The sequence below is a fragment of the Viscerimonas tarda genome (assembly GCF_054601255.1).
This window is the reverse complement of the sequence record NZ_BAAHWV010000048.1, coordinates 1-18,308: the sequence shown is the minus strand read 5'-3', so window position 1 is coordinate 18,308 and position 18,308 is coordinate 1. Positions and strand designations below refer to the sequence as shown.

Genomic DNA, 18,308 nt, shown 5'->3' with positions numbered 1-18,308 from the left:
TGAGGATAACAACATTTGTCAAATCCGAACATTCAAAAAAAGCGCCTTCGCCAATTGTTGAAATGCCATCCGGGATAGTAACACTTAGCAAAGCCGAACAACCCTGAAAAGCGCCATATCCAATTGTGTTACTCCATCTTGTATATCTATAGTCGTAATATCGGCACGATAACTATACCATGGAGCGTATTCCAATTCATAATCCGTCATTACCCCAGTACCGCTAATGGTCAGTGTGCCATCGTTTAAACTCCACGAAAGGTTGGCGCACATGTGCCGATTTGTGCAAAACCTGTTACAGCCAGCAGGAAACAAGCAAGGATTAAAGTAAATTTTCTCAGTTTCATTCGGTTTTGCTCTTTAACACTACAAATATAGCCTTTTAGACAAACAGCTAAGAAATTCTCCACATTTTGCCTGTTTTTATTTTTGATTTGCTACATTTGCCGACTAAGTAATGGGATATAGAGGTCTTTTGTAAGGGGCTGTCTAAAAATAATACGGGACTGTCTAAAAAGAACGCGAATTACGCAGATTACACAAATTTACGCAAATAAGCCACTTATCTTTTTCTTATCTAATTGAATTTCAATAATAAATAAATTGCGATAATTCGCGTAATTTGCGTTCAAAAATACTTTTGAGACAGCCCCCTACAATAAGCTTTGAACCTGAAACTTTAAACTTTGAACCAATTTTTATTGCCATGTTTATAAAACTTTATCCCGAGAACCCGAACCGGAAGGAAATCGGCAAAATTGTAGAAATATTGCGCGATGGCGGGCTGGTTATTTACCCTACCGATACCGTGTATGCCATTGGTTGCGACGCACTGAATGTGCGGGCTGTGGAGAAAATATGCAAGATAAAGAACATCAATCCGGCAAAAAGCAATCTGTCGATTATCTGTTACGATTTAAGCAATATCAGCGAATATGCGAAAGTGGATACGCCTGTTTTCAAGCTGATGAAAAAGAACCTGCCGGGGCCTTTTACCTTTATTCTGAACACCACTTCCTCCTTGCCCAAGATATATAAAAACCGGAAAACGGTCGGCATCCGCGTGCCCGACAACAATATTATCCGCGAATTGGTGGACAGTTTGGGGAATCCTATCATGACCACATCCATAAAAGATGAGGACGAAATGATAGAATATTCCACCGACCCCGAATTGATTTTTGAGAAATACCAGGGAGTGGTAGACGTTGTTATCGACGGCGGATATGGCGGGATTGAGGCTTCGACAGTAGTGGATTGCACCGGAATCGAAATCGAAATTATCAGGCAAGGGAAAGCCGGACTGGTGTTGTAGAGATAGATAAAAAGAATTACCTTTGCGAGGTATATTTATCAAAAAGTTATGAAACCGATGAAAGTAATGAAATTTGGAGGATCTTCTATCGGATCGTCCATCAACTTGTTGAATGTAAAAAGAATAGTAGATTCCGAAAAAGAGTCTGTTGTCGTGGTCCTTTCAGCTTTCGGCGGCATAACGGATAAACTGCTACTGACATCAGAACAAGCGGCCCTGGGGGATAGCGTTTACGAACAATCGTTTTCCGAAATTGTGCAATATCACATTCAGCTTATCGACGGCCTGGGCTTGAGCGCTCAGGATAGCCAATCGCTGAAAGAAAAAGTAAATTTGTTGCTGGACGAACTTCAGAATATATTCAAGGGTGTATTCTTAATCAACGATTTATCGTCTCGCACTTCCGATAAAATTGTCAGTTATGGCGAACGGTTATCGTCTCTGGCGGCCAGTTATGTGTTCAGCGATTTTCAGTTGCTGGATGCCACGCAATTGATAAAAACCGATACCTCATTCGGTAAGCATACGCCCGATATTGAACTGTCGAGCGAACTTATTCAGCGGGCATTTACGACCTCTTCAAACAAAGTTTTGGTGGCCGGATTTATTTCCAGTTGCAAGACGAAAGGCGAAATCACCAATCTGGGTCGCGGAGGCTCGGACTATACCGCCGCCATATTTGCCGCCGCCCTCAATGCCGGTGTGCTGGAGATATGGACGGATGTGGACGGGTTTATGTCCGCCGACCCCAAAGTAATAAGCAGTGCGTATGTAATTGATTATTTGACTTTTACTGAAGCTACTGAGCTGTGTAACTTTGGCGCCAAGGTTATTTATCCGCCGACTATTTTCCCGGTTTACAACAAGAATATTCCCATTCGAATAAAGAATACCTTTAACCCTACAGCGCCCGGCACGTTTATCTCCAACGACATTGTGCCCAAAAAAGGCAAGTCGCTGATAAAGGGCATTTCGTCCATCCCCAACACCTGCCTGATAACCGTGCAAGGACTGGGAATGGTGGGCATTATAGGCGTGAATTACAGGATATTCCGTGCATTGGCCAATAGCGGTATCAGCGTATTTTTGGTCTCGCAAGCCTCCTCCGAAAACAGCACATCCATCGGGGTTAGCGCCGAAGATGCCGATTTGGCCGTATCGGTGCTCGAAACCGAATTTGAACACGAAATTTCGCTGGGCAGCATCAACCGTGTGTTGTCGGAAGGCGATTTGGCGACTGTTTCCATTGTCGGCGAAAATATGAAATATACGCCCGGCATTGCGGGCAAGTTGTTCGAGACATTGGGTCGCGGAGGGATTAGTGTTGTGGCTTGCGCCCAGGGAGCATCGGAAGTGAATATTTCGTTCGTCATAAAAAATATCTATCTCCGAAAGGCATTGAATTCGATACACGATTCGTTCTTTTTGTCGGAATACAAGGTCTTGAATCTTTTTATTGTTGGCATCGGAACGGTGGGTGGCAACCTGATTGGGCAAATCAGGCAACAGCAGCCGAAACTCATGGAGCAATTTGCCCTCAAGCTGAATGTGGTGGGGGTTGCCCGGGGACAAAAAGCCTTGTTTTGCAGAGACGGCATTAATCTGGACAATTACCGCGAATTGCTGGACAAGCAAGGCATCGCCAGTTCGCCGGAGATTTTACGGGATAAGATACTGGATATGAATATATTCAATGCGGTGTTCGTGGATTGTACAGCCAACGAAAAAATTGCGGGCTTGTATGGCGATTTGATGTCCAAAAATATTTCGGTGGTTACGGCCAATAAAATAGCCGCTTCGTCGAGTTACGAAAACTACCTGAAACTGAAGAATACCGCCCGGGAACGAAATGTGAAATTTCTCTTTGAAACGAATGTCGGCGCAGGATTACCCATTATAAATACGATGAATTCCCTGATAAATTCGGGCGATAAAATAATTAAGATAGAGGCGGTTCTTTCGGGCACATTGAATTATATTTTCAATACCATGAGCAAGGAGATACCCTTTAGCCAAGCCATTCGGATGGCCAAGGAAGAAGGTTTTGCCGAACCCGACCCGCGCATCGACCTGAGCGGCACGGACGTTATCCGCAAATTGGTTATCCTGACGCGCGAAGCCGGTCATGCCGTTGAACAAGCCAATGTAAACAAAAAACTGTTCATCCCGCAAAAGTACTTCGATGGCAGCCTCGATGAATTTTGGGCGACAATCGGCGAACAGGATGCCGGATTTGAAATCCGCCGTCAGAAACTGGAAAATGAAGGTAAACGCCTGCGGTTTGTAGCAAAATACGAAAACGGAACCTGCGAGGCCGGACTACAAGAGGTAGAATCGAACCACCCCTTCTACGACCTCGAAGGCAGTAACAACATTATCCAAATTACCACCGAGCGCTACAACGAGTATCCAATGATTATCAAAGGCTACGGAGCCGGAGCCACCGTAACCGCAGCAGGCGTTTTTGCCGATATTATCAGTATTGCGAATGTGCGGTGAAAGTTTAAAGTTTATTATTAATGAATTTATAAATTAAATATAATCTCGAAACTCTGAAAAATTGAGAGCAAAACGATGTGTTGGAAAGTATTGAAGTGATAAGATTGAAAGTGAACGGAATACTGGAAAGGGAGTTAATAACAAATTGATCAATATGAATATAACAAACGAACAGGCAGATTATCTATTGAAATTACCCAAGAAAATTATAGGTGAAGAAGGTGAATTGTTATCACAGATAGCTATTAATCAAATATTTCCTTTTAAAAAACGCTTCGAATTAAGTTCTGAGATTGATAATGAGTTTACTTTTTTATGGCAAATAGAACAAGGTTCCAAAGATTCATTGCGCATTAGTTTGCATTTACAAGAAGATGATAGTAAAATAGGGTTGCTACGTATTGATTATAATAGAGGCCATACAAACCCACAAACAATTAATGAATATACTCCTGAAAAATTTCATCCGTATGCCGGAATACAATTAGTTCAAAGCCATATTCACTATTATATTCAAGGGTATCAGCCTCTTGCATGGGCTATTCCATTGACAGATGACGAATTTGAAATTAAAGAAATAGATGAAAATAATTTTAATGCTACCTTTGCAAACATAATTAGATTATTTGCAAAAGCTATAAGTGTAGAAACAGTTATAACCATAAATACATTACTTCTATGAATGATAATTGGATTAATAACAGTATAGCCGAATATTACAATTGGCTTCGAGATAAAACACAGGTATCTAAAAACGAGCAAACAGGATGGTATGCTATAACTACACCTTTTTTAGGGCTATTCAACGACAATATTGAGATTTACATCAAACTGGATAATGACAGAATAATATTGTCGGACGATGGTCAGACACTTTCTAACTTAAAGCTCGTAGGCGCATCTCTTATGCAATCACCAAAAAGAAAAGAATGGTTTGATATGATTCTGTTAAATTATGGAATAGAATTGTACAACAATGATGAGCTTCAAACTAAAGGGTCCGAAAAAGATTTCAATCAAAAGAAGCACAATTTATTATGTGCTATTTCTGAAATATCGGATATGGCAATGTTAGCAAAACACACAGTATCTTCTTTATTCAGAGAAGATGTAAGAGGCTTTCTTGATGAGCAAAATATCATCTATACACCTCAGTTTATTGCTAAGGGCAGCACCGGAATAGAATTCACATTTGATTTTCAGATTGCAGGAAAACAAAATGAATTGGTTATTAAATCATTTAATTCTCTCAATAAAATGAATGTCCCAACTTTTTTGTTTGGATGGGAGGATATTAAAGTAGCAAGAGAAAAAGTATCTGGGAAACAATTAAAAGGATTAGCTATTATAAACGATATTGAAAAAGAATTGAAACCGGAATATATTGGGGCTCTTGAAAACAAAGGTGCAGATGTAGTGAAGTGGAGTCAACGACATCAACCGGATACGTTAGTAAAGCTAGTTGCATAGATGTCTAATTCATCGAATTTCCTGATTTGAAGCTCTTTTATAAATAAAACATATAACTATTCTGAACAATGAAATATATAATAATTTTAGGCGACGGGATGGCTGATGAGCCAATCGAAGCGTTAGGGAACAAAACTCCTTTGCAGGTGGCGGCAAAACCTACTATTGATTTGCTGGCGGCAAAAGGAAAAAGCGGATTGCTGGACACTATTCCGGCGGGATTTAAACCGGGTAGCGAAATCGCCAACCTTTCGGTTTTGGGCTACGATGTACCCAAAGTGTTTGAGGGTAGAGGCTCGCTGGAAGCTGCCAGTATGGGGATTGACATTGCTGTCGATGAAATGGCGATGCGCTGCAACCTGATTTGTGTGGAAGACGGCAAGATAAAAAACCATTCGGCAGGTCATATCACCTCCGAAGAGGCCAAAGAATTGATTCTGTTCTTGGATAAAGAGCTGAATGACGGAAAAGTAAGCTTTTATCCGGGTGTTTCGTACCGCCACTTGCTGAAACTGAAAGGCGGCGACAAGAATCTGGAGTGTACTCCCCCGCACGACGTCCCCGGAACACCGTTCGAGGATGTGCTGATTAAAGCCACTGACAAGAAAGCAGAAGCGACCGCCGATTATTTAAACGCCCTTATCCTGAAATCGCAGGAACTGCTAAAAAATCATCCCGTGAACCTGAAACGCATAGCCGAAGGGAAAGACCCTGCCAACAGCATTTGGCCCTGGTCGCCGGGTTACCGTCCTCAGATGCAAACATTGCAGGAACTGTTTGGCATAAAAAACGGATCGGCTATTTCGGCTGTCGATTTAATTATGGGTATCGGTGTGTATGCCGGTCTGAAACCCATTCATGTGGAAGGAGCGACCGGTCTTTACGATACCAACTACGAAGGCAAAGCCCAGGCTGCCATCAAAGCTTTGAAGACCGATGATTTTGTTTTCCTGCACATCGAAGCCAGCGACGAAGCAGGGCACGAGGGCGATTATGAGCTGAAAGTAAAAACAATAGAATACCTCGATTCGCGGGCAGTGAAGCCCATTTACGAGGCCACCAAGAACTGGGACGAACCAATTACCATTGCCGTTCTGCCCGATCATCCAACCCCTTGCGCCTTGAAAACTCACACCAATAAACCGGTGCCTTTCCTCATCTACCGCTCGAATGGCGATGCCGATAGCGTAGAGGTATATGATGAAGTGGAATCGGCAAAAGGCGCCTACGGCTTACTGAAAGGCCGCCAATTTATGGAAACTTTATTCGAAAAATAAGAGCAACGATATGAACTATTACAGTACAAATAAACAGGCTTCGGACGTATCTTTGCAGGAAGCTGTTGTGAAGGGCTTGGCGCCCGATAAAGGCTTGTATATGCCCCAAAAGATAAAAGTATTGCCTTCCTCTTTTTACGAAAATATCGGCAAGCTGAGTTTTCAGGAAATTGCCCACACGGTAGCGGACGCTTTCTTTGGCGAGGATATTGAAAGCGATACCCTGAAACAAATTGTGTATGACACCCTGAATTTCGATACCCCGCTGGTGCATGTGGACAGCAATATCTATAGCCTCGAACTTTATCACGGCCCTACCCTGGCCTTCAAGGATGTGGGGGCGCGTTTTATGGCGCGTTTATTGGGCTATTTTATCAAGAAGCAGGGACAAAAAGACGTGAAAGTGCTGGTGGCTACCTCCGGTGATACCGGCAGCGCCGTGGCCAACGGCTTTTTAGGCGTTGAAGGCATCCATGTATATGTACTGTACCCGAAGAGGAAAGTCAGTCAGATACAGGAATGCCAGTTTACAACACTGGGACAGAACATTACGGCAGTAGAAATAGACGGCGCCTTCGACGATTGTCAGGCATTGGTTAAAACCGCTTTCTTGGATGACGAACTGAACAGTAAATTAAACCTTACTTCGGCCAACTCCATCAATGTCGCCCGCTTTTTGCCACAGGCGTTCTACTATTTTTATGCCTACGCACAGCTGGCGGCACAAGGAAAAGCAAACAAGGTAGTATTCAGCGTTCCAAGTGGAAATTTCGGCAATCTGACAGCCGGACTTATCGCCAAAAAAATGGGATTGCCGGTGAAACGGTTTATTGCCGCCAACAACCGGAACGACATCTTCCTCCAATATCTGAAAACAGGGGAATACAAGCCCCGTCCCTCTGTTCAGACCATTGCCAATGCCATGGACGTGGGCGATCCGAGTAATTTTGCCCGTATATTGGATTTGTACGGCCATTCGCATACAGCCATAACAGCCGACATCTCCGGCTACACCTATACCGATGAGGAGATACGAAAAACCCTCCTCAAGGCATTCAAAGATACCGGTTACTTGCTCGACCCGCATGGAGCCTGTGGCTATCAGGCGCTGAAAGACGGATTGAACGAGAATGAAACAGGCATATTCCTGGAAACAGCCCATCCTGCCAAATTTTTGGAAACAGTAGAAGGCATTCTGGCCGAAAAAATAAGTATTCCCGAAAAATTGCAGGTGTTTATGAAAGGCGTTAAACAAAATGTGGAGTTACCGAAAACATTTGACAGGTTTAAGCAATTGCTGTTGGAGGCGATATAACAAACAAAAAAGCTGAATCGGAAAGATTCAGCTTTTTTGTTATAATAAATGGTTGCACTCTTACCCCAAATTCTTCAACAAGCTCTTAATATTTACCTTTTCCGATACGAGATTCTGCAAGTCGCCGATAGCGATGCGTTCCTGTTCCATGGTGTCGCGGTAGCGGATGGTAACGGCGCCATCTTCCAGGGTTTGGTGATCAACTGTTACGCAATAGGGTGTTCCGATAGCATCCTGACGGCGATAACGCTTTCCGATACTGTCCTTCTCATCGTATTGGCATTTGAAATCGAATTTGAGCGCATCCACAATTTCGCGGGCTTTTTCGGGTAATCCGTCTTTTTTCACCAAGGGTAAAACGGCTAGTTTGATTGGCGCCAGTGGCGCCGGGAATTTCAGTACCACTCGTGTCTCGCCATTCTCCAAAGTTTCTTCGCTGTACGAAGCCGAGATGGTGGATAAAAACATCCTATCAACCCCAATGGAGGTTTCGATAACGTAGGGCGTATATGATTTATTCAGTTCGGGGTCGAAATATTGCATTTTCTTTCCCGAATATTGTTCGTGGCTGCTCAAATCGAAATCGGTACGCGAGTGAATACCTTCCACTTCCTTGAATCCGAATGGCATCTCAAACTCGATGTCGGTAGCGGCATTGGCGTAATGGGCTAGCTTTTCGTGGTCGTGGAAACGGTATTTTTTGTCGCCGAAACCAAGCGATTTGTGCCATTTCATCCGTGTTTCTTTCCATTGCCTGAACCAGTCGAGTTCTTCACCCGGACGTACAAAAAACTGCATTTCCATTTGTTCAAATTCGCGCATACGGAATATAAACTGACGCGCCACAATCTCGTTTCGGAAAGCTTTACCAATCTGTGCAATGCCAAACGGTATCTTCATGCGACCGGTTTTTTGTACATTCAGGAAGTTTACAAAAATACCCTGTGCCGTTTCGGGGCGAAGATACACTTTCATGGCGCCGTCGGCAGTAGAGCCCATTTCGGTGGCAAACATCAGGTTGAACTGGCGGACTTCCGTCCAGTTTTTGGTGCCGCTGATGGGGCAAACTATTTCGCAGTCGATTATTATCTGGCGAAGTTCGTCCAGATTGCTATCGTTTAGCGCTTTGGCAAAACGGGTGTGAATTTCTTCCTTTTTGACTTCATTCTCCTTCACCCTCGGGTTTGTTTCGCGAAACATGGCTTCGTCGAAAGTTTCACCGAATTTCTTGGCTGCTTTTTCTACTTCTTTGTTTATTTTATCGTCTATTTTTGCCAAGTGTTCCTCTATCAGGACATCGGCGCGATAGCGTTTTTTACTGTCTTTGTTGTCAATCAAAGGGTCGTTGAAGGCATCTACGTGTCCCGATGCTTTCCATATTGTGGGGTGCATAAAAATAGCCGAATCAATACCCACTACATTTTCGTGGAGAAGAACCATGCTGTCCCACCAATATTTCTTGATATTATTTTTAAGCTCAACTCCCATTTGTCCGTAATCATATACAGCGCCCAAGCCATCGTATATTTCGCTCGACGGGAATACAAATCCATATTCTTTACAATGAGAAACTATTTTCTTAAAAACATCTTCCTGTGCCATAAGTTTTTGATATAATATATTTTATGTTTATTTTTTGACTATTTCGTTATTTTGACGACAAAGTAACTACTTATTTTTTAATTAACCTACTGTTGAATTTATTTATGCAGACTAAAATGCGTGAAAAACACTAATATCAGCCTGTTACCCCGAAAGGCAAACGCATGAAAGAAAGACGGATAGGCTAAGGCTGAAAGCCTTTAATAACCCAGCCCAATGGCAACAAGGCTGTGTAAAAAGTCTTTTTCTGAGGTTGTCATTGGCTCAGGCCGATTTACGCTCTGCTCCAATTGCGGGCTCTGACCCGCAATCTCCTGACATTCAGCTGATGTTTGCTAGGAGATCTCGTGTCAAGCACGGGATGACAGACTTTTTACACAGCCTCCAACGCCTTAGGTGAAGGTCGGGCATCTGTTGCCGGGCTGTAAATTTTTCCCAACGCGCTGCATTGGGCTAGGTTATTAAAGGCTTTCAGCCTTAAATCTAAAATACCTACTTCCCTTTCACCAAACTAATAAATTCTTCCCTGGTTTTTGCCTGGTTAAAGGCTCCTGTAAAATCGGAGGTTGTTGTTATGGCGTTTTGTTTTTCTACGCCTCTCATTTGCATGCACATGTGTTGGGCTTCGATAACGACCATTACGCCAAGCGGATTCAATGTGTTTTGTATGCAGTTTTTGATTTGTAAGGTAAGCCGTTCCTGCACCTGCAACCGACGGGCATAAACTTCCACCACGCGCGGAATTTTACTCAATCCGGTGATGTAGCCATTGGGAATATAGGCCACATGCACTTTGCCCCAAAACGGGAGCATGTGGTGTTCGCACAACGAATAGAAATCAATATCCTTAACGATGACCATCTGCCTGTAATCTTCTTTGAATAAGGCTTTCCGTAGAATTTCCTCGGGGTTTTCAGCATATCCTTTCGTCAGGAACTGCATGGATTTGGCAATTCTTTCAGGCGTGTCAAGAAGGCCTTCGCGGCTGACATCCTCGCCCAATAGCCGGATAATTTCTTTGTAATGATTGATTAATTCCGCTGTAACTTTTTCCTGTGCCGACATCAATTTCCTGCGTTTTTATTTTTAATAAATAGGTAATCTTACTAAGGCTTTCACAATTTGCATTTCGCGCGCAAACGAAGGGAATGCATTTTTCAGATCATTGAGAGCCTGAAAAGCTTCTTCGTAGGTTCTGAAGTTGCCTGCCCGAAGACGCCAAACGGGAGGATTGACCGTTAGATTGACTTCCATATCGGGGAAGGCATTCTGCATCAAACTTTTTCTCGACTCGCCTTCTCTCTTTGAATTCCGCTGATCATTGCCCGAGAACACCTGTATTTTGTACCCGGTAACTTCTTTATACGTTGTTCTTACAAGCGTTGAATCGGGGGTAGTAACTTCGGTGTTATGTACTTCCTGATTTATTGGCCCTTCGTTGGATGAGGGTTTATGACCAATCAATCCCGATATGGACCCATCTTCATATATATTTACACTCCCCTGACCAACTTTGGTGGTATTGAGGTCGGTTATTATTGTTTTTTGAGCGCATATATTGCTGCCAATAAACAGAAAAAATAAAAGAAGACACCCATATTGTTTCATAAAGCAAACTTTTTGTGAGGTAGATAAGGGGCTGTCTCAAAAGGCTGTCATCCCGTGCTTGACACGGGATGACAGTCTTTTGAGACAGTTCCTTATGGTATTGTAATAAATTAAAATGCTTCGATAATAGGTAAGAATTTCTCCACATCCAGAGAAGCTCCACCAATTAAACCGCCATCCACATCGGGATTCGAGAACAATTCTTTTGCATTGGATGCATTGGCGCTACCACCATAAAGAATGGATGTATCGTTTGCCACTTCTTTGCCATACTTGCCGGCAAGAATTTGACGGATAAACGCGTGCATTTCCTGTGCTTGTGCCGGACTGGCTGTTTTTCCGGTGCCGATAGCCCATACAGGTTCGTAAGCGATAACAATCTTGCCGAATTCTTCGGCTGAGAGGTTGAACAGCGCGTTTTCGATTTGGGTTTTTACCACTTCGTTTTGTTTTCCGGCTTCTCTTTCGGCCAATACTTCGCCGATGCAGAATATGGGAGTTAAACCATTGGCCAAGGCCAACAACACTTTTTCTTTCAGGGTAGCGTCTGTTTCACCGTAATATGTACGGCGTTCGGAGTGCCCTAGAATTACATAGCCAGCGCCTGTGGATGCTACCATAGCCGCAGAAACTTCGCCGGTATAAGCGCCCGAAACTTTATCCGCACTGTTCTGAGCGGCAACACCTATTTTTTTAGTGTCGATAGAAGCCGCAATACTTGCCAGGTGAATAAATGGAGCGCCAATTACCACGTCGCAATTAATTGCTTTTCCAGCTAAAGCTTTTTCCAAATCTTTAGCAAAACCAAGCCCTTCCTGAAGAGTTTTGTTCATTTTCCAGTTTCCTGCTACAATGTTCTTTCTCATAATTTTGAATTAATATATTAAATTAGTTATCTGTTTTTTTGCTTTTTCGTTCGCCCGGCAATCGTTTCCTGTAAATAAGGAAATCGAGTATTTTGATGAGCAGCAGAGGTGTTATCAACAGGGCCAGGGTCTCCCAGATAGTTTCCCTGTTTGTTTTTTTCATATCCGGTATCCGGCTATACGACAGCTCTTCCAATGGTTTTGTCAGGCTTTTCTCCACGGGCGCTTTTGCCGGAGACCACTTGTTTATTATGACGCCATTCTTCAGCAGCATCAGGCCCGGATTGGTACGCATCATGGTTTTCAGCGCCCGTTCGTCGGTAAAACAAAAGTCGAAGCCGGTAAGGTTTTCCTTTTCCCATTCCACAATTTCGTCTTTTGTAGAAGAGCTTAGGCAATAGAACTTGTAATTGTGGTCGTTTGCATAATTCTTCACATCTTCCAACTTGGTAATGGCGCTTTCGCGCATTTTGGGCAATGAGTAGGCAATCATCAGAAACACATAATTCTCATCTTCCAGTATTTCGGATGTAATATTTTCTTCGCTTTCGATGGCGCTTTTTTCTGCATTAAAGTACAGGCGGTTGACTATAAAATCGGTGATTGCCGGTTTTTCGCCTTCTTTTATCAGCTTGTTGATGCGGTCAACAAAAACCCAGGTGGTATCCTGCCAGGGGTAATTGTCTTCGGTAAATTCTTTTTGCACCCCCTCTTTTTCATAAACAAAGACATTCTCATACACATCGCGTTTGCTTTCGTCCACGTTTATCAGCTTGGGCAGGTCGGCGCCTATTTTGTAGGGTCTGAAATCGAATACAGGTTCAAAGTAACAGTTTATCAGGGAGAAGACGGTTGCGAACGTAAAGACGAAGAGCGCAATCAACCAGTAGAATTTACCCGTATAAAAGTTTTGAATTTTCTGATGGTAGATGAAAGCCGTGATGGCGGCAGCTAAAAGCAGGATATTCTTGAAGAAAGTTTGCCAGTTGGTAATGATCCATGCATCGCCAAAGCAGCCACAATCCGACACCGGATTGGTGATTGCCAGGTACAAGGTGAACGGGGTCATGAACGACATAATCAGCAGGACCACGCGCGAATTCCACTTGCGGTAAATCCCCAGCAGCATAAATATTCCGACCGAGAATTCAAGCACACACAACAGGATGGCGACAGGCAGGGCGATAAAAAGGAGCGAATCGAACCCGAAAATGCTTATATAATCCTGTATCTTATAGGAAGAACCATACGGATCGACAGCCTTTACAAAGCCCGAAAAAGTGAATGTAATCCCCAATAAAAGCCGGGATAACTCCACCAATACTTTTCTTGCAATGTCTTTTTTATTCATAGAATCTTAGCAGGTATGAAAATTACACACTCAAATTTCTTCGGGAAAATCCAGTTTTATCAATCCAAATACCGAATAATTCAGCACATCCATGTAATTGGAGTCGATGCCTTCCGAAACCAGTGTTTGCCCGTTATTGCTCTCTATTTGTTTAATCCGGTAGAGTTTAACCAGTATCAGGTCGGTGTAGGAGCTTATCCGCATAATGCGCCAGGCTTCGCCGTAATCGTGGTTTTTGGCAAACAACAAATCGCCGGTTTGTTTGGCATATTTGTCGTATAGCTCCAGCGCTTCGTCTTCTCCGATATCTATCGTATCGGCGTATCCGAGTTCCAGCTGAATCATTCCGATGATGCAATAATTAACAATAGCCGTAAATTCCGAAGAAATGCTATCGCCAACCAGGTTAACGCCGCTTTCTTCGATGTTCCGTATCCGTTTGGCCTTGATAAAAATCTGGTCGGTTACAGATTGGGGACGCATAATTCGCCACGAAGCGCCATAGTCCTTCAGCTTTTTTGCAAAAAGGCCTCTGCAATTGGCTATTATGTGTCCAAATTGGTTTTCAGTATTTGTCATTACGAGTTTGATAAACTGATTCTACTAATGCTCTGCAAAGTTACTAAAAAAATAAAGCATAAGGCTTTTCCTTATGCTTTTAAGTTATAGAAAGTATGCATTTTTTTACGATATTCTCAATACTTGTCCCAGTCGTAAAGTTGATTTTTCGGACAAGTTATTCAACCGGCATAAACTTTTTACCGATACGCCGTACGAACGGGCTATTTTATACAGGCTGTCGCCGTTTTTCACCCGGTGATAAGCCACCGTTCCCGACACATATTTGTTGGAGTTGCCCGAACGGGTATAATTGGCGTTAGCCTTTGTTTGCAGGCCGTCGAAACTACGGGATGTGATGGTGTATTCGTCCCTGTGGCAAACTTTATTCTCGAAATCGACTATGTAAGTCGGATTGATTGGCTTACCCAGGAATCTGAATTCCAGATGCAGATGCGAGCCTGTTGAGCGTCCGGTATTTCCGCCCAAGGCAATCGGTTCGCCGGTTTTAACTACATCGTCTTCGCTGACAAGAAATTTGGATAAATGGCCGTAAACCGTTTCCAAACCGTTAGGATGGCGTAGCACTACGTAATAGCCATAGCCTCTTCTCTCGAATTGGCAAAGCCTCACTTTTCCGTCAAAAGCGGCATAGATAGTATCTCCCACCTGCACCTTCAAGTCGATGCCGTAATGCATTCTCCTTCTTCTTGGTCCATAATTCGAGGTAATATATCCCATTGTGGGAATGGTGAAGCTCCGAAGGTCAACCTTAAATATTTCGGGAACAGAATCTACGCTCCCATAGGTATTTACACGACTATTCGACCACACGCCACCATAAAGGTCATTGGCCGGAATTTCGTCTATATCAAAAAATCGGGCTTCTTTTGCTTTGTCAATCAAGGAAAGGTCGCGCTTGATTTTTATACCGTCGGCATATAATTTTTGTCCGCGGCTGTGGCGTTGCGTGTATGTAACCTCAGCTCTTTTGTTGTCCTGCTGCGTATTGCTTTCCTGTGCAAAACCGCATAAGGGCAGGGCTAATGCAATTGTCAACAGATTGATCTTCAGTATTCTTAATTTTTTCTCCATTCTTCTGGTTCTTGTGTTTAAAGGTCATCTTCGGAGTACAGATTAGATAGAACCAATGGCTCGTATCCGAAAATTTCATCCTCTTTAAAAAACCGCTTCAATTCTATTTCCGCCGATTGGGCCGAATCGGAAGCGTGTACAATATTTTCCTGAGCGCTCACCGAAAAATCACCTCTGATTGTTCCGGCCTGAGCTTCTCTTCCGTTTGTGCATCCAATTAATTTACGAACCACTTTTGCCACATCAACACCCTCCCAGCATTGTATAATTACCGGATAGGCTTTCATGGAGTTTTTCACCCGTTGAAAAAATGGCTTGTCCTTCAGATGCGCGTAGTGTGCGTCAAGTATCTCGTCGTTCAATTGCATCATCTTCATGCCTGTCAATCGTAGTCCCTTGCGCTCGAAACGAGTGATAATTTCGCCGGTAAGGCCCCGCTGAAGCGCCGAAGGTTTTAGGATGACAAGTGTTTTTTCCATGCAATATTTACGACCTTATTGTCTCTTTTTTATTGACTACAGCCCAAAGGTAAAAAATATTTGTGTATAACCTGACCCGCTTTAAGTTTATTCCACAAATTTAACAGGGAGATTTTTTGGAATAGAATTAATATAAATAGCTAATATTAAATTATTTAGAAAGAAATCACATTCGGCTGATTTGTTCATTGCTTAACGTAATTTAGTATTGTGTTTTTTATATAGCATTATAAATCAGCATTTTCCGAGAATAATACGAATGAGAATAATGTGCCTTTCACGAACAATACCGCAAGGCCAAATAAGCAATAAGGCCTGCCGATGTGCGTAGCGCCTCCTCGTCTATCAAAAAATGGGGGGTGTGCAATCCGGCGCCAAGTTGCTTTCCTTGAACACCAAAACGGTAGAAGGTTGATGGATACTGCTGCGAGAAAAAGCCAAAATCTTCCGAGGTCATCCGTTGCGGCAGACCCAACACGTTCGATTCGCCCATAAATTCGATGGCAAAGGCTTTCATCAGGCGGGTTACTTCCTCGTTGTTGCAGGTGCTGGGATAACCGTCGTACACCTCAATCTCGCATTCGCAGCCGTATGCTTTTGCCGTGCTTATGGCAATTTCGCGGATGATGGGCTTTACTTTTTTTCGTTCGTCCTCGTCCATGCAGCGGAGGCTTCCGGCCAACACAACCTCGTTGGGTATGACATTGGTTGCTCCATCGGCCACAAATTTGCCGAAGCTGAGCGCCATCGGCTTAAACGGATTCGACCGCCGACTGACCACCTGTTGCATCGACACCACCAATTGCGAAGCGGCAAGAACCGTATCGTTCAACTTATCGGGTAACGCGCCGTGTCCGCCCTGTCCTTTTATTTTTATGTGCAGCTCGTCGGCAGAAGCCATAATCACACCATCCTGAAAGCCAACTGTCCCCACCGGATAATCGACATAAGCATGTTGCCCGATAATGAGGTCGGGCTTGAATGTATCGAAAATGCCATCGGCAAGCATCAGTTTTGCTCCTCCCGGGTGGCGTTCTTCGCCGGGTTGAAAAATAAACAGTATGGTTCCTTTTATGCTATCTTTCAGGTTGTGAATGATTTTCAGAGCCGACAACAAACTGGCCACATGCGTATCGTGTCCGCAGGCGTGCATCACCCCCTCGTTCTCCGACTTGAAATCAATGCTGTTTGCTTCAACAATAGGCAGGGCATCCATATCTGCCCGCAAAGCGATTGTCCGCTCGTCGGGCGATTGTCCTTTTATCCAGGCCAAGATGCCATATCCGCCAATCTTATTGCGGTATTCAACATGCAGGCTTTTTAGTACCGACTCCACATATTCGGCTGTATTTTTCTCTTGAAACGACAATTCGGGATGCCGGTGCAAGTGTTTGTAATGTGCTACGGTTTCGTGATGAATGCGGTTGAGTTCCTGTTTTATTATTTTGATGTAATTATTGTCCATAAGCATAATTTTTTTGATGTTATATTCCCTTTTCAGGCGGCTGTCCCGAAGGAAGATAAAATTCCCCGCACTTTACGCAAAAGCCTCCAGCACCAGCCGTCGATTTTCAGCAGAATGATGCCTATTGCCACCGCGCCAACTACATTAACAGCAAACATAATTGGAAGCATCAAATACCAATGGTATGATTTCAATGGTTCGACCAGCGTATATAAAATCGAGCTATTGATGCCTTGCGAAAAATAAAAGAAAATGGAGTGTTGTCCGATGTATGTGAGTATATTTTGCTTCTTGACTTTCCATCTGTTTTTCAATACAAACACCGTAAACAACGAAAGACTTGATGCAATGCCATAGAAAATTGTCGGTGGAAATTTATGCTTTTGTAAATTAATCGAGGTTTTCAGGAATAAAAAAGAAACAAGAACACCCAATAACAAGTAACCGATAATGATAAAAGGTTTTTTAATAAAAATATCTTTGCACCGGTGGGCAATCAAAAAAATAGCCAAATAAAAGCACACATAGTCGGTATTCCCTTGAGGACGATGATAGACAGTAAAGAAGCAAACAAATAAAAATAACAGAATGGTAAGCAGCCCCCTCTCCCTGCCGGAAAGGTATTTCAAAGTTAAAACAGCAAAAAAAGAAACGATAAAATAAATTTCCAAATACCACAGTGAATACTGTACCAGTAAGAAAAATCCGAAGTTCTCGTACTTATGAATATACCAGCCAAATAAATGGGGGAGCTCAATCTGTCCGCTGATAAGAGATTGAAGGATAAATACCAGCGTTACAAAAATCATATAGGTAATTTGCAGTTTTATAAGGCGATAGATGGTCTTTTCTACGTTTGAAGAGGATGTTAGCCCGCTTAGAAAAAAGAAAACAGGGACATCTACCAACAAGCTTAGCATTCTGACGGTTTCCGGAACATAAGCAAAGCCCGAAGGATATACCGTGTGAATAAAAACGGTGCTTAAAATTGTAATGCCTTTTATAGCATCAATGTATAAATTTCTTTCTTTACCTGTATTTGGCGGAAATATGGTCATTATTATCTGCTAAAATTGTTCGGGTTCTAACTTTTATTGATGACAAAGTTACTATTTTGGACAGTATTTCTCAACAATAATCCTATCTTTCTCATTGGGGGATTATTTTAATCTTTTCATCAAATTCTGGTTATCCACGAGCGAGCGCATTTGTGCAATGGCGGTACTGTTGAGTTGTCGCAGTCTTTCGTCTTGTGGAAGTCCTTGCCGAATAAGTAAAGCGTTAGAAACTGTTTAAATTTATTATAATTATTTGATTTTCAGTTGATTAATTGGATATTATTTTGTATCTTTATGATTATCAACCAAATAATTATAAAGGATGAGCAAAACCAATTATCCAACTAACC

General features: G+C 42.9%; 17 protein-coding genes and 1 pseudogene. 6 read left to right on the top strand and 12 right to left on the bottom strand.

Features of this window, described 5'->3' with window-relative positions; translation table 11 throughout:
- Both ACYPWY_RS14215 and ACYPWY_RS14210 read right to left on the bottom strand, forming a co-directional pair.
- Positions 1-91 (bottom strand): annotated as a pseudogene (locus tag ACYPWY_RS14215) (leucine-rich repeat domain-containing protein); the annotation flags it as partial.
- On the bottom strand, positions 85-273 hold the full coding sequence (locus ACYPWY_RS14210; protein WP_459686211.1) for a hypothetical protein: 189 nt from the start codon (positions 271-273) through the stop codon (positions 85-87). The gene ACYPWY_RS14210 and the pseudogene ACYPWY_RS14215, both read right to left, overlap by 7 nt.
- A 433-nt stretch (positions 274-706) precedes the next feature.
- On the opposite strand from ACYPWY_RS14210, the gene ACYPWY_RS14205 reads away from it, so the two are divergent.
- From ACYPWY_RS14205 to thrC, 6 genes are all read left to right on the top strand, one after another.
- Positions 707-1,315: an L-threonylcarbamoyladenylate synthase gene (locus tag ACYPWY_RS14205; RefSeq protein WP_459686210.1), complete on the top strand. Its 609-nt coding sequence runs from the start codon at positions 707-709 to the stop codon at positions 1,313-1,315.
- A gap of 57 nt (positions 1,316-1,372) precedes the next feature.
- The gene (gene thrA, locus ACYPWY_RS14200) at positions 1,373-3,814 is read left to right on the top strand and encodes a bifunctional aspartate kinase/homoserine dehydrogenase I (RefSeq protein WP_459686209.1); all 2,442 of its coding nucleotides are present in this window, start codon (positions 1,373-1,375) and stop codon (positions 3,812-3,814) included.
- A 154-nt stretch (positions 3,815-3,968) separates the two neighbouring features.
- On the top strand, positions 3,969-4,496 hold the full coding sequence (locus ACYPWY_RS14195) for a DUF6978 family protein (protein WP_459686208.1): 528 nt from the start codon (positions 3,969-3,971) through the stop codon (positions 4,494-4,496).
- Positions 4,493-5,284, top strand: a complete 792-nt coding sequence (locus tag ACYPWY_RS14190; RefSeq protein ID WP_459686207.1) for a DUF1828 domain-containing protein — start codon at positions 4,493-4,495, stop codon at positions 5,282-5,284. The genes ACYPWY_RS14195 and ACYPWY_RS14190 overlap by 4 nt, the downstream gene beginning before the upstream one ends.
- A 68-nt stretch (positions 5,285-5,352) precedes the next feature.
- On the top strand, positions 5,353-6,561 hold the full coding sequence (locus ACYPWY_RS14185; protein WP_459686206.1) for a cofactor-independent phosphoglycerate mutase: 1,209 nt from the start codon (positions 5,353-5,355) through the stop codon (positions 6,559-6,561).
- Positions 6,562-6,571: 10 nt separating this feature from the next.
- Positions 6,572-7,876, top strand: a complete 1,305-nt coding sequence (gene thrC / locus ACYPWY_RS14180) for a threonine synthase (RefSeq protein WP_459686205.1) — start codon at positions 6,572-6,574, stop codon at positions 7,874-7,876.
- A 60-nt stretch (positions 7,877-7,936) separates the two neighbouring features.
- Here thrC and ACYPWY_RS14175 read toward each other — a convergent pair whose 3' ends face one another.
- The 10 genes from ACYPWY_RS14175 to ACYPWY_RS14130 all read right to left on the bottom strand — a co-directional run bounded on the left by ACYPWY_RS14175 (position 7,937) and on the right by ACYPWY_RS14130 (position 17,958).
- Entirely contained in the window at positions 7,937-9,478 is a 1,542-nt protein-coding gene (locus tag ACYPWY_RS14175; protein ID WP_459686204.1) for a glycine--tRNA ligase, read from the bottom strand.
- A 492-nt stretch (positions 9,479-9,970) separates the two neighbouring features.
- Positions 9,971-10,543, bottom strand: a complete 573-nt coding sequence (gene folE, locus ACYPWY_RS14170) for a GTP cyclohydrolase I FolE (protein WP_459686203.1) — start codon at positions 10,541-10,543, stop codon at positions 9,971-9,973.
- Between the two features lie 21 nt (positions 10,544-10,564).
- Positions 10,565-11,086 (bottom strand): SPOR domain-containing protein, encoded by a 522-nt coding sequence (locus tag ACYPWY_RS14165; protein ID WP_459686202.1) that lies wholly within the window; start codon positions 11,084-11,086, stop codon positions 10,565-10,567.
- Between the two features lie 110 nt (positions 11,087-11,196).
- Positions 11,197-11,952 carry a triose-phosphate isomerase gene (gene tpiA / locus ACYPWY_RS14160; protein WP_459686201.1) on the bottom strand — a complete coding sequence of 252 codons (756 nt, stop codon included), beginning with the start codon at positions 11,950-11,952 and terminating at the stop codon, positions 11,197-11,199.
- Between the two features lie 22 nt (positions 11,953-11,974).
- Positions 11,975-13,303 (bottom strand): BT_3928 family protein, encoded by a 1,329-nt coding sequence (locus ACYPWY_RS14155; RefSeq protein WP_459686200.1) that lies wholly within the window; start codon positions 13,301-13,303, stop codon positions 11,975-11,977.
- A gap of 30 nt (positions 13,304-13,333) precedes the next feature.
- A complete protein-coding gene (locus tag ACYPWY_RS14150) occupies positions 13,334-13,882 on the bottom strand; it encodes a DUF1599 domain-containing protein (protein WP_459686199.1) in 549 nt (182 codons plus the stop codon).
- Positions 13,883-13,987: 105 nt separating this feature from the next.
- Positions 13,988-14,956: a peptidoglycan DD-metalloendopeptidase family protein gene (locus ACYPWY_RS14145; protein ID WP_459686198.1), complete on the bottom strand. Its 969-nt coding sequence runs from the start codon at positions 14,954-14,956 to the stop codon at positions 13,988-13,990.
- A 17-nt stretch (positions 14,957-14,973) separates the two neighbouring features.
- Positions 14,974-15,435 carry a nucleoside-diphosphate kinase gene (gene ndk / locus ACYPWY_RS14140; protein WP_459686197.1) on the bottom strand — a complete coding sequence of 154 codons (462 nt, stop codon included), beginning with the start codon at positions 15,433-15,435 and terminating at the stop codon, positions 14,974-14,976.
- Positions 15,436-15,712: 277 nt separating this feature from the next.
- The gene (locus tag ACYPWY_RS14135; RefSeq protein WP_459686196.1) at positions 15,713-16,900 is read right to left on the bottom strand and encodes a M20 metallopeptidase family protein; all 1,188 of its coding nucleotides are present in this window, start codon (positions 16,898-16,900) and stop codon (positions 15,713-15,715) included.
- A gap of 32 nt (positions 16,901-16,932) precedes the next feature.
- Entirely contained in the window at positions 16,933-17,958 is a 1,026-nt protein-coding gene (locus ACYPWY_RS14130) for an acyltransferase family protein (protein ID WP_459686195.1), read from the bottom strand.
- Between the last annotated feature and the right edge of the window lie 350 nt (positions 17,959-18,308).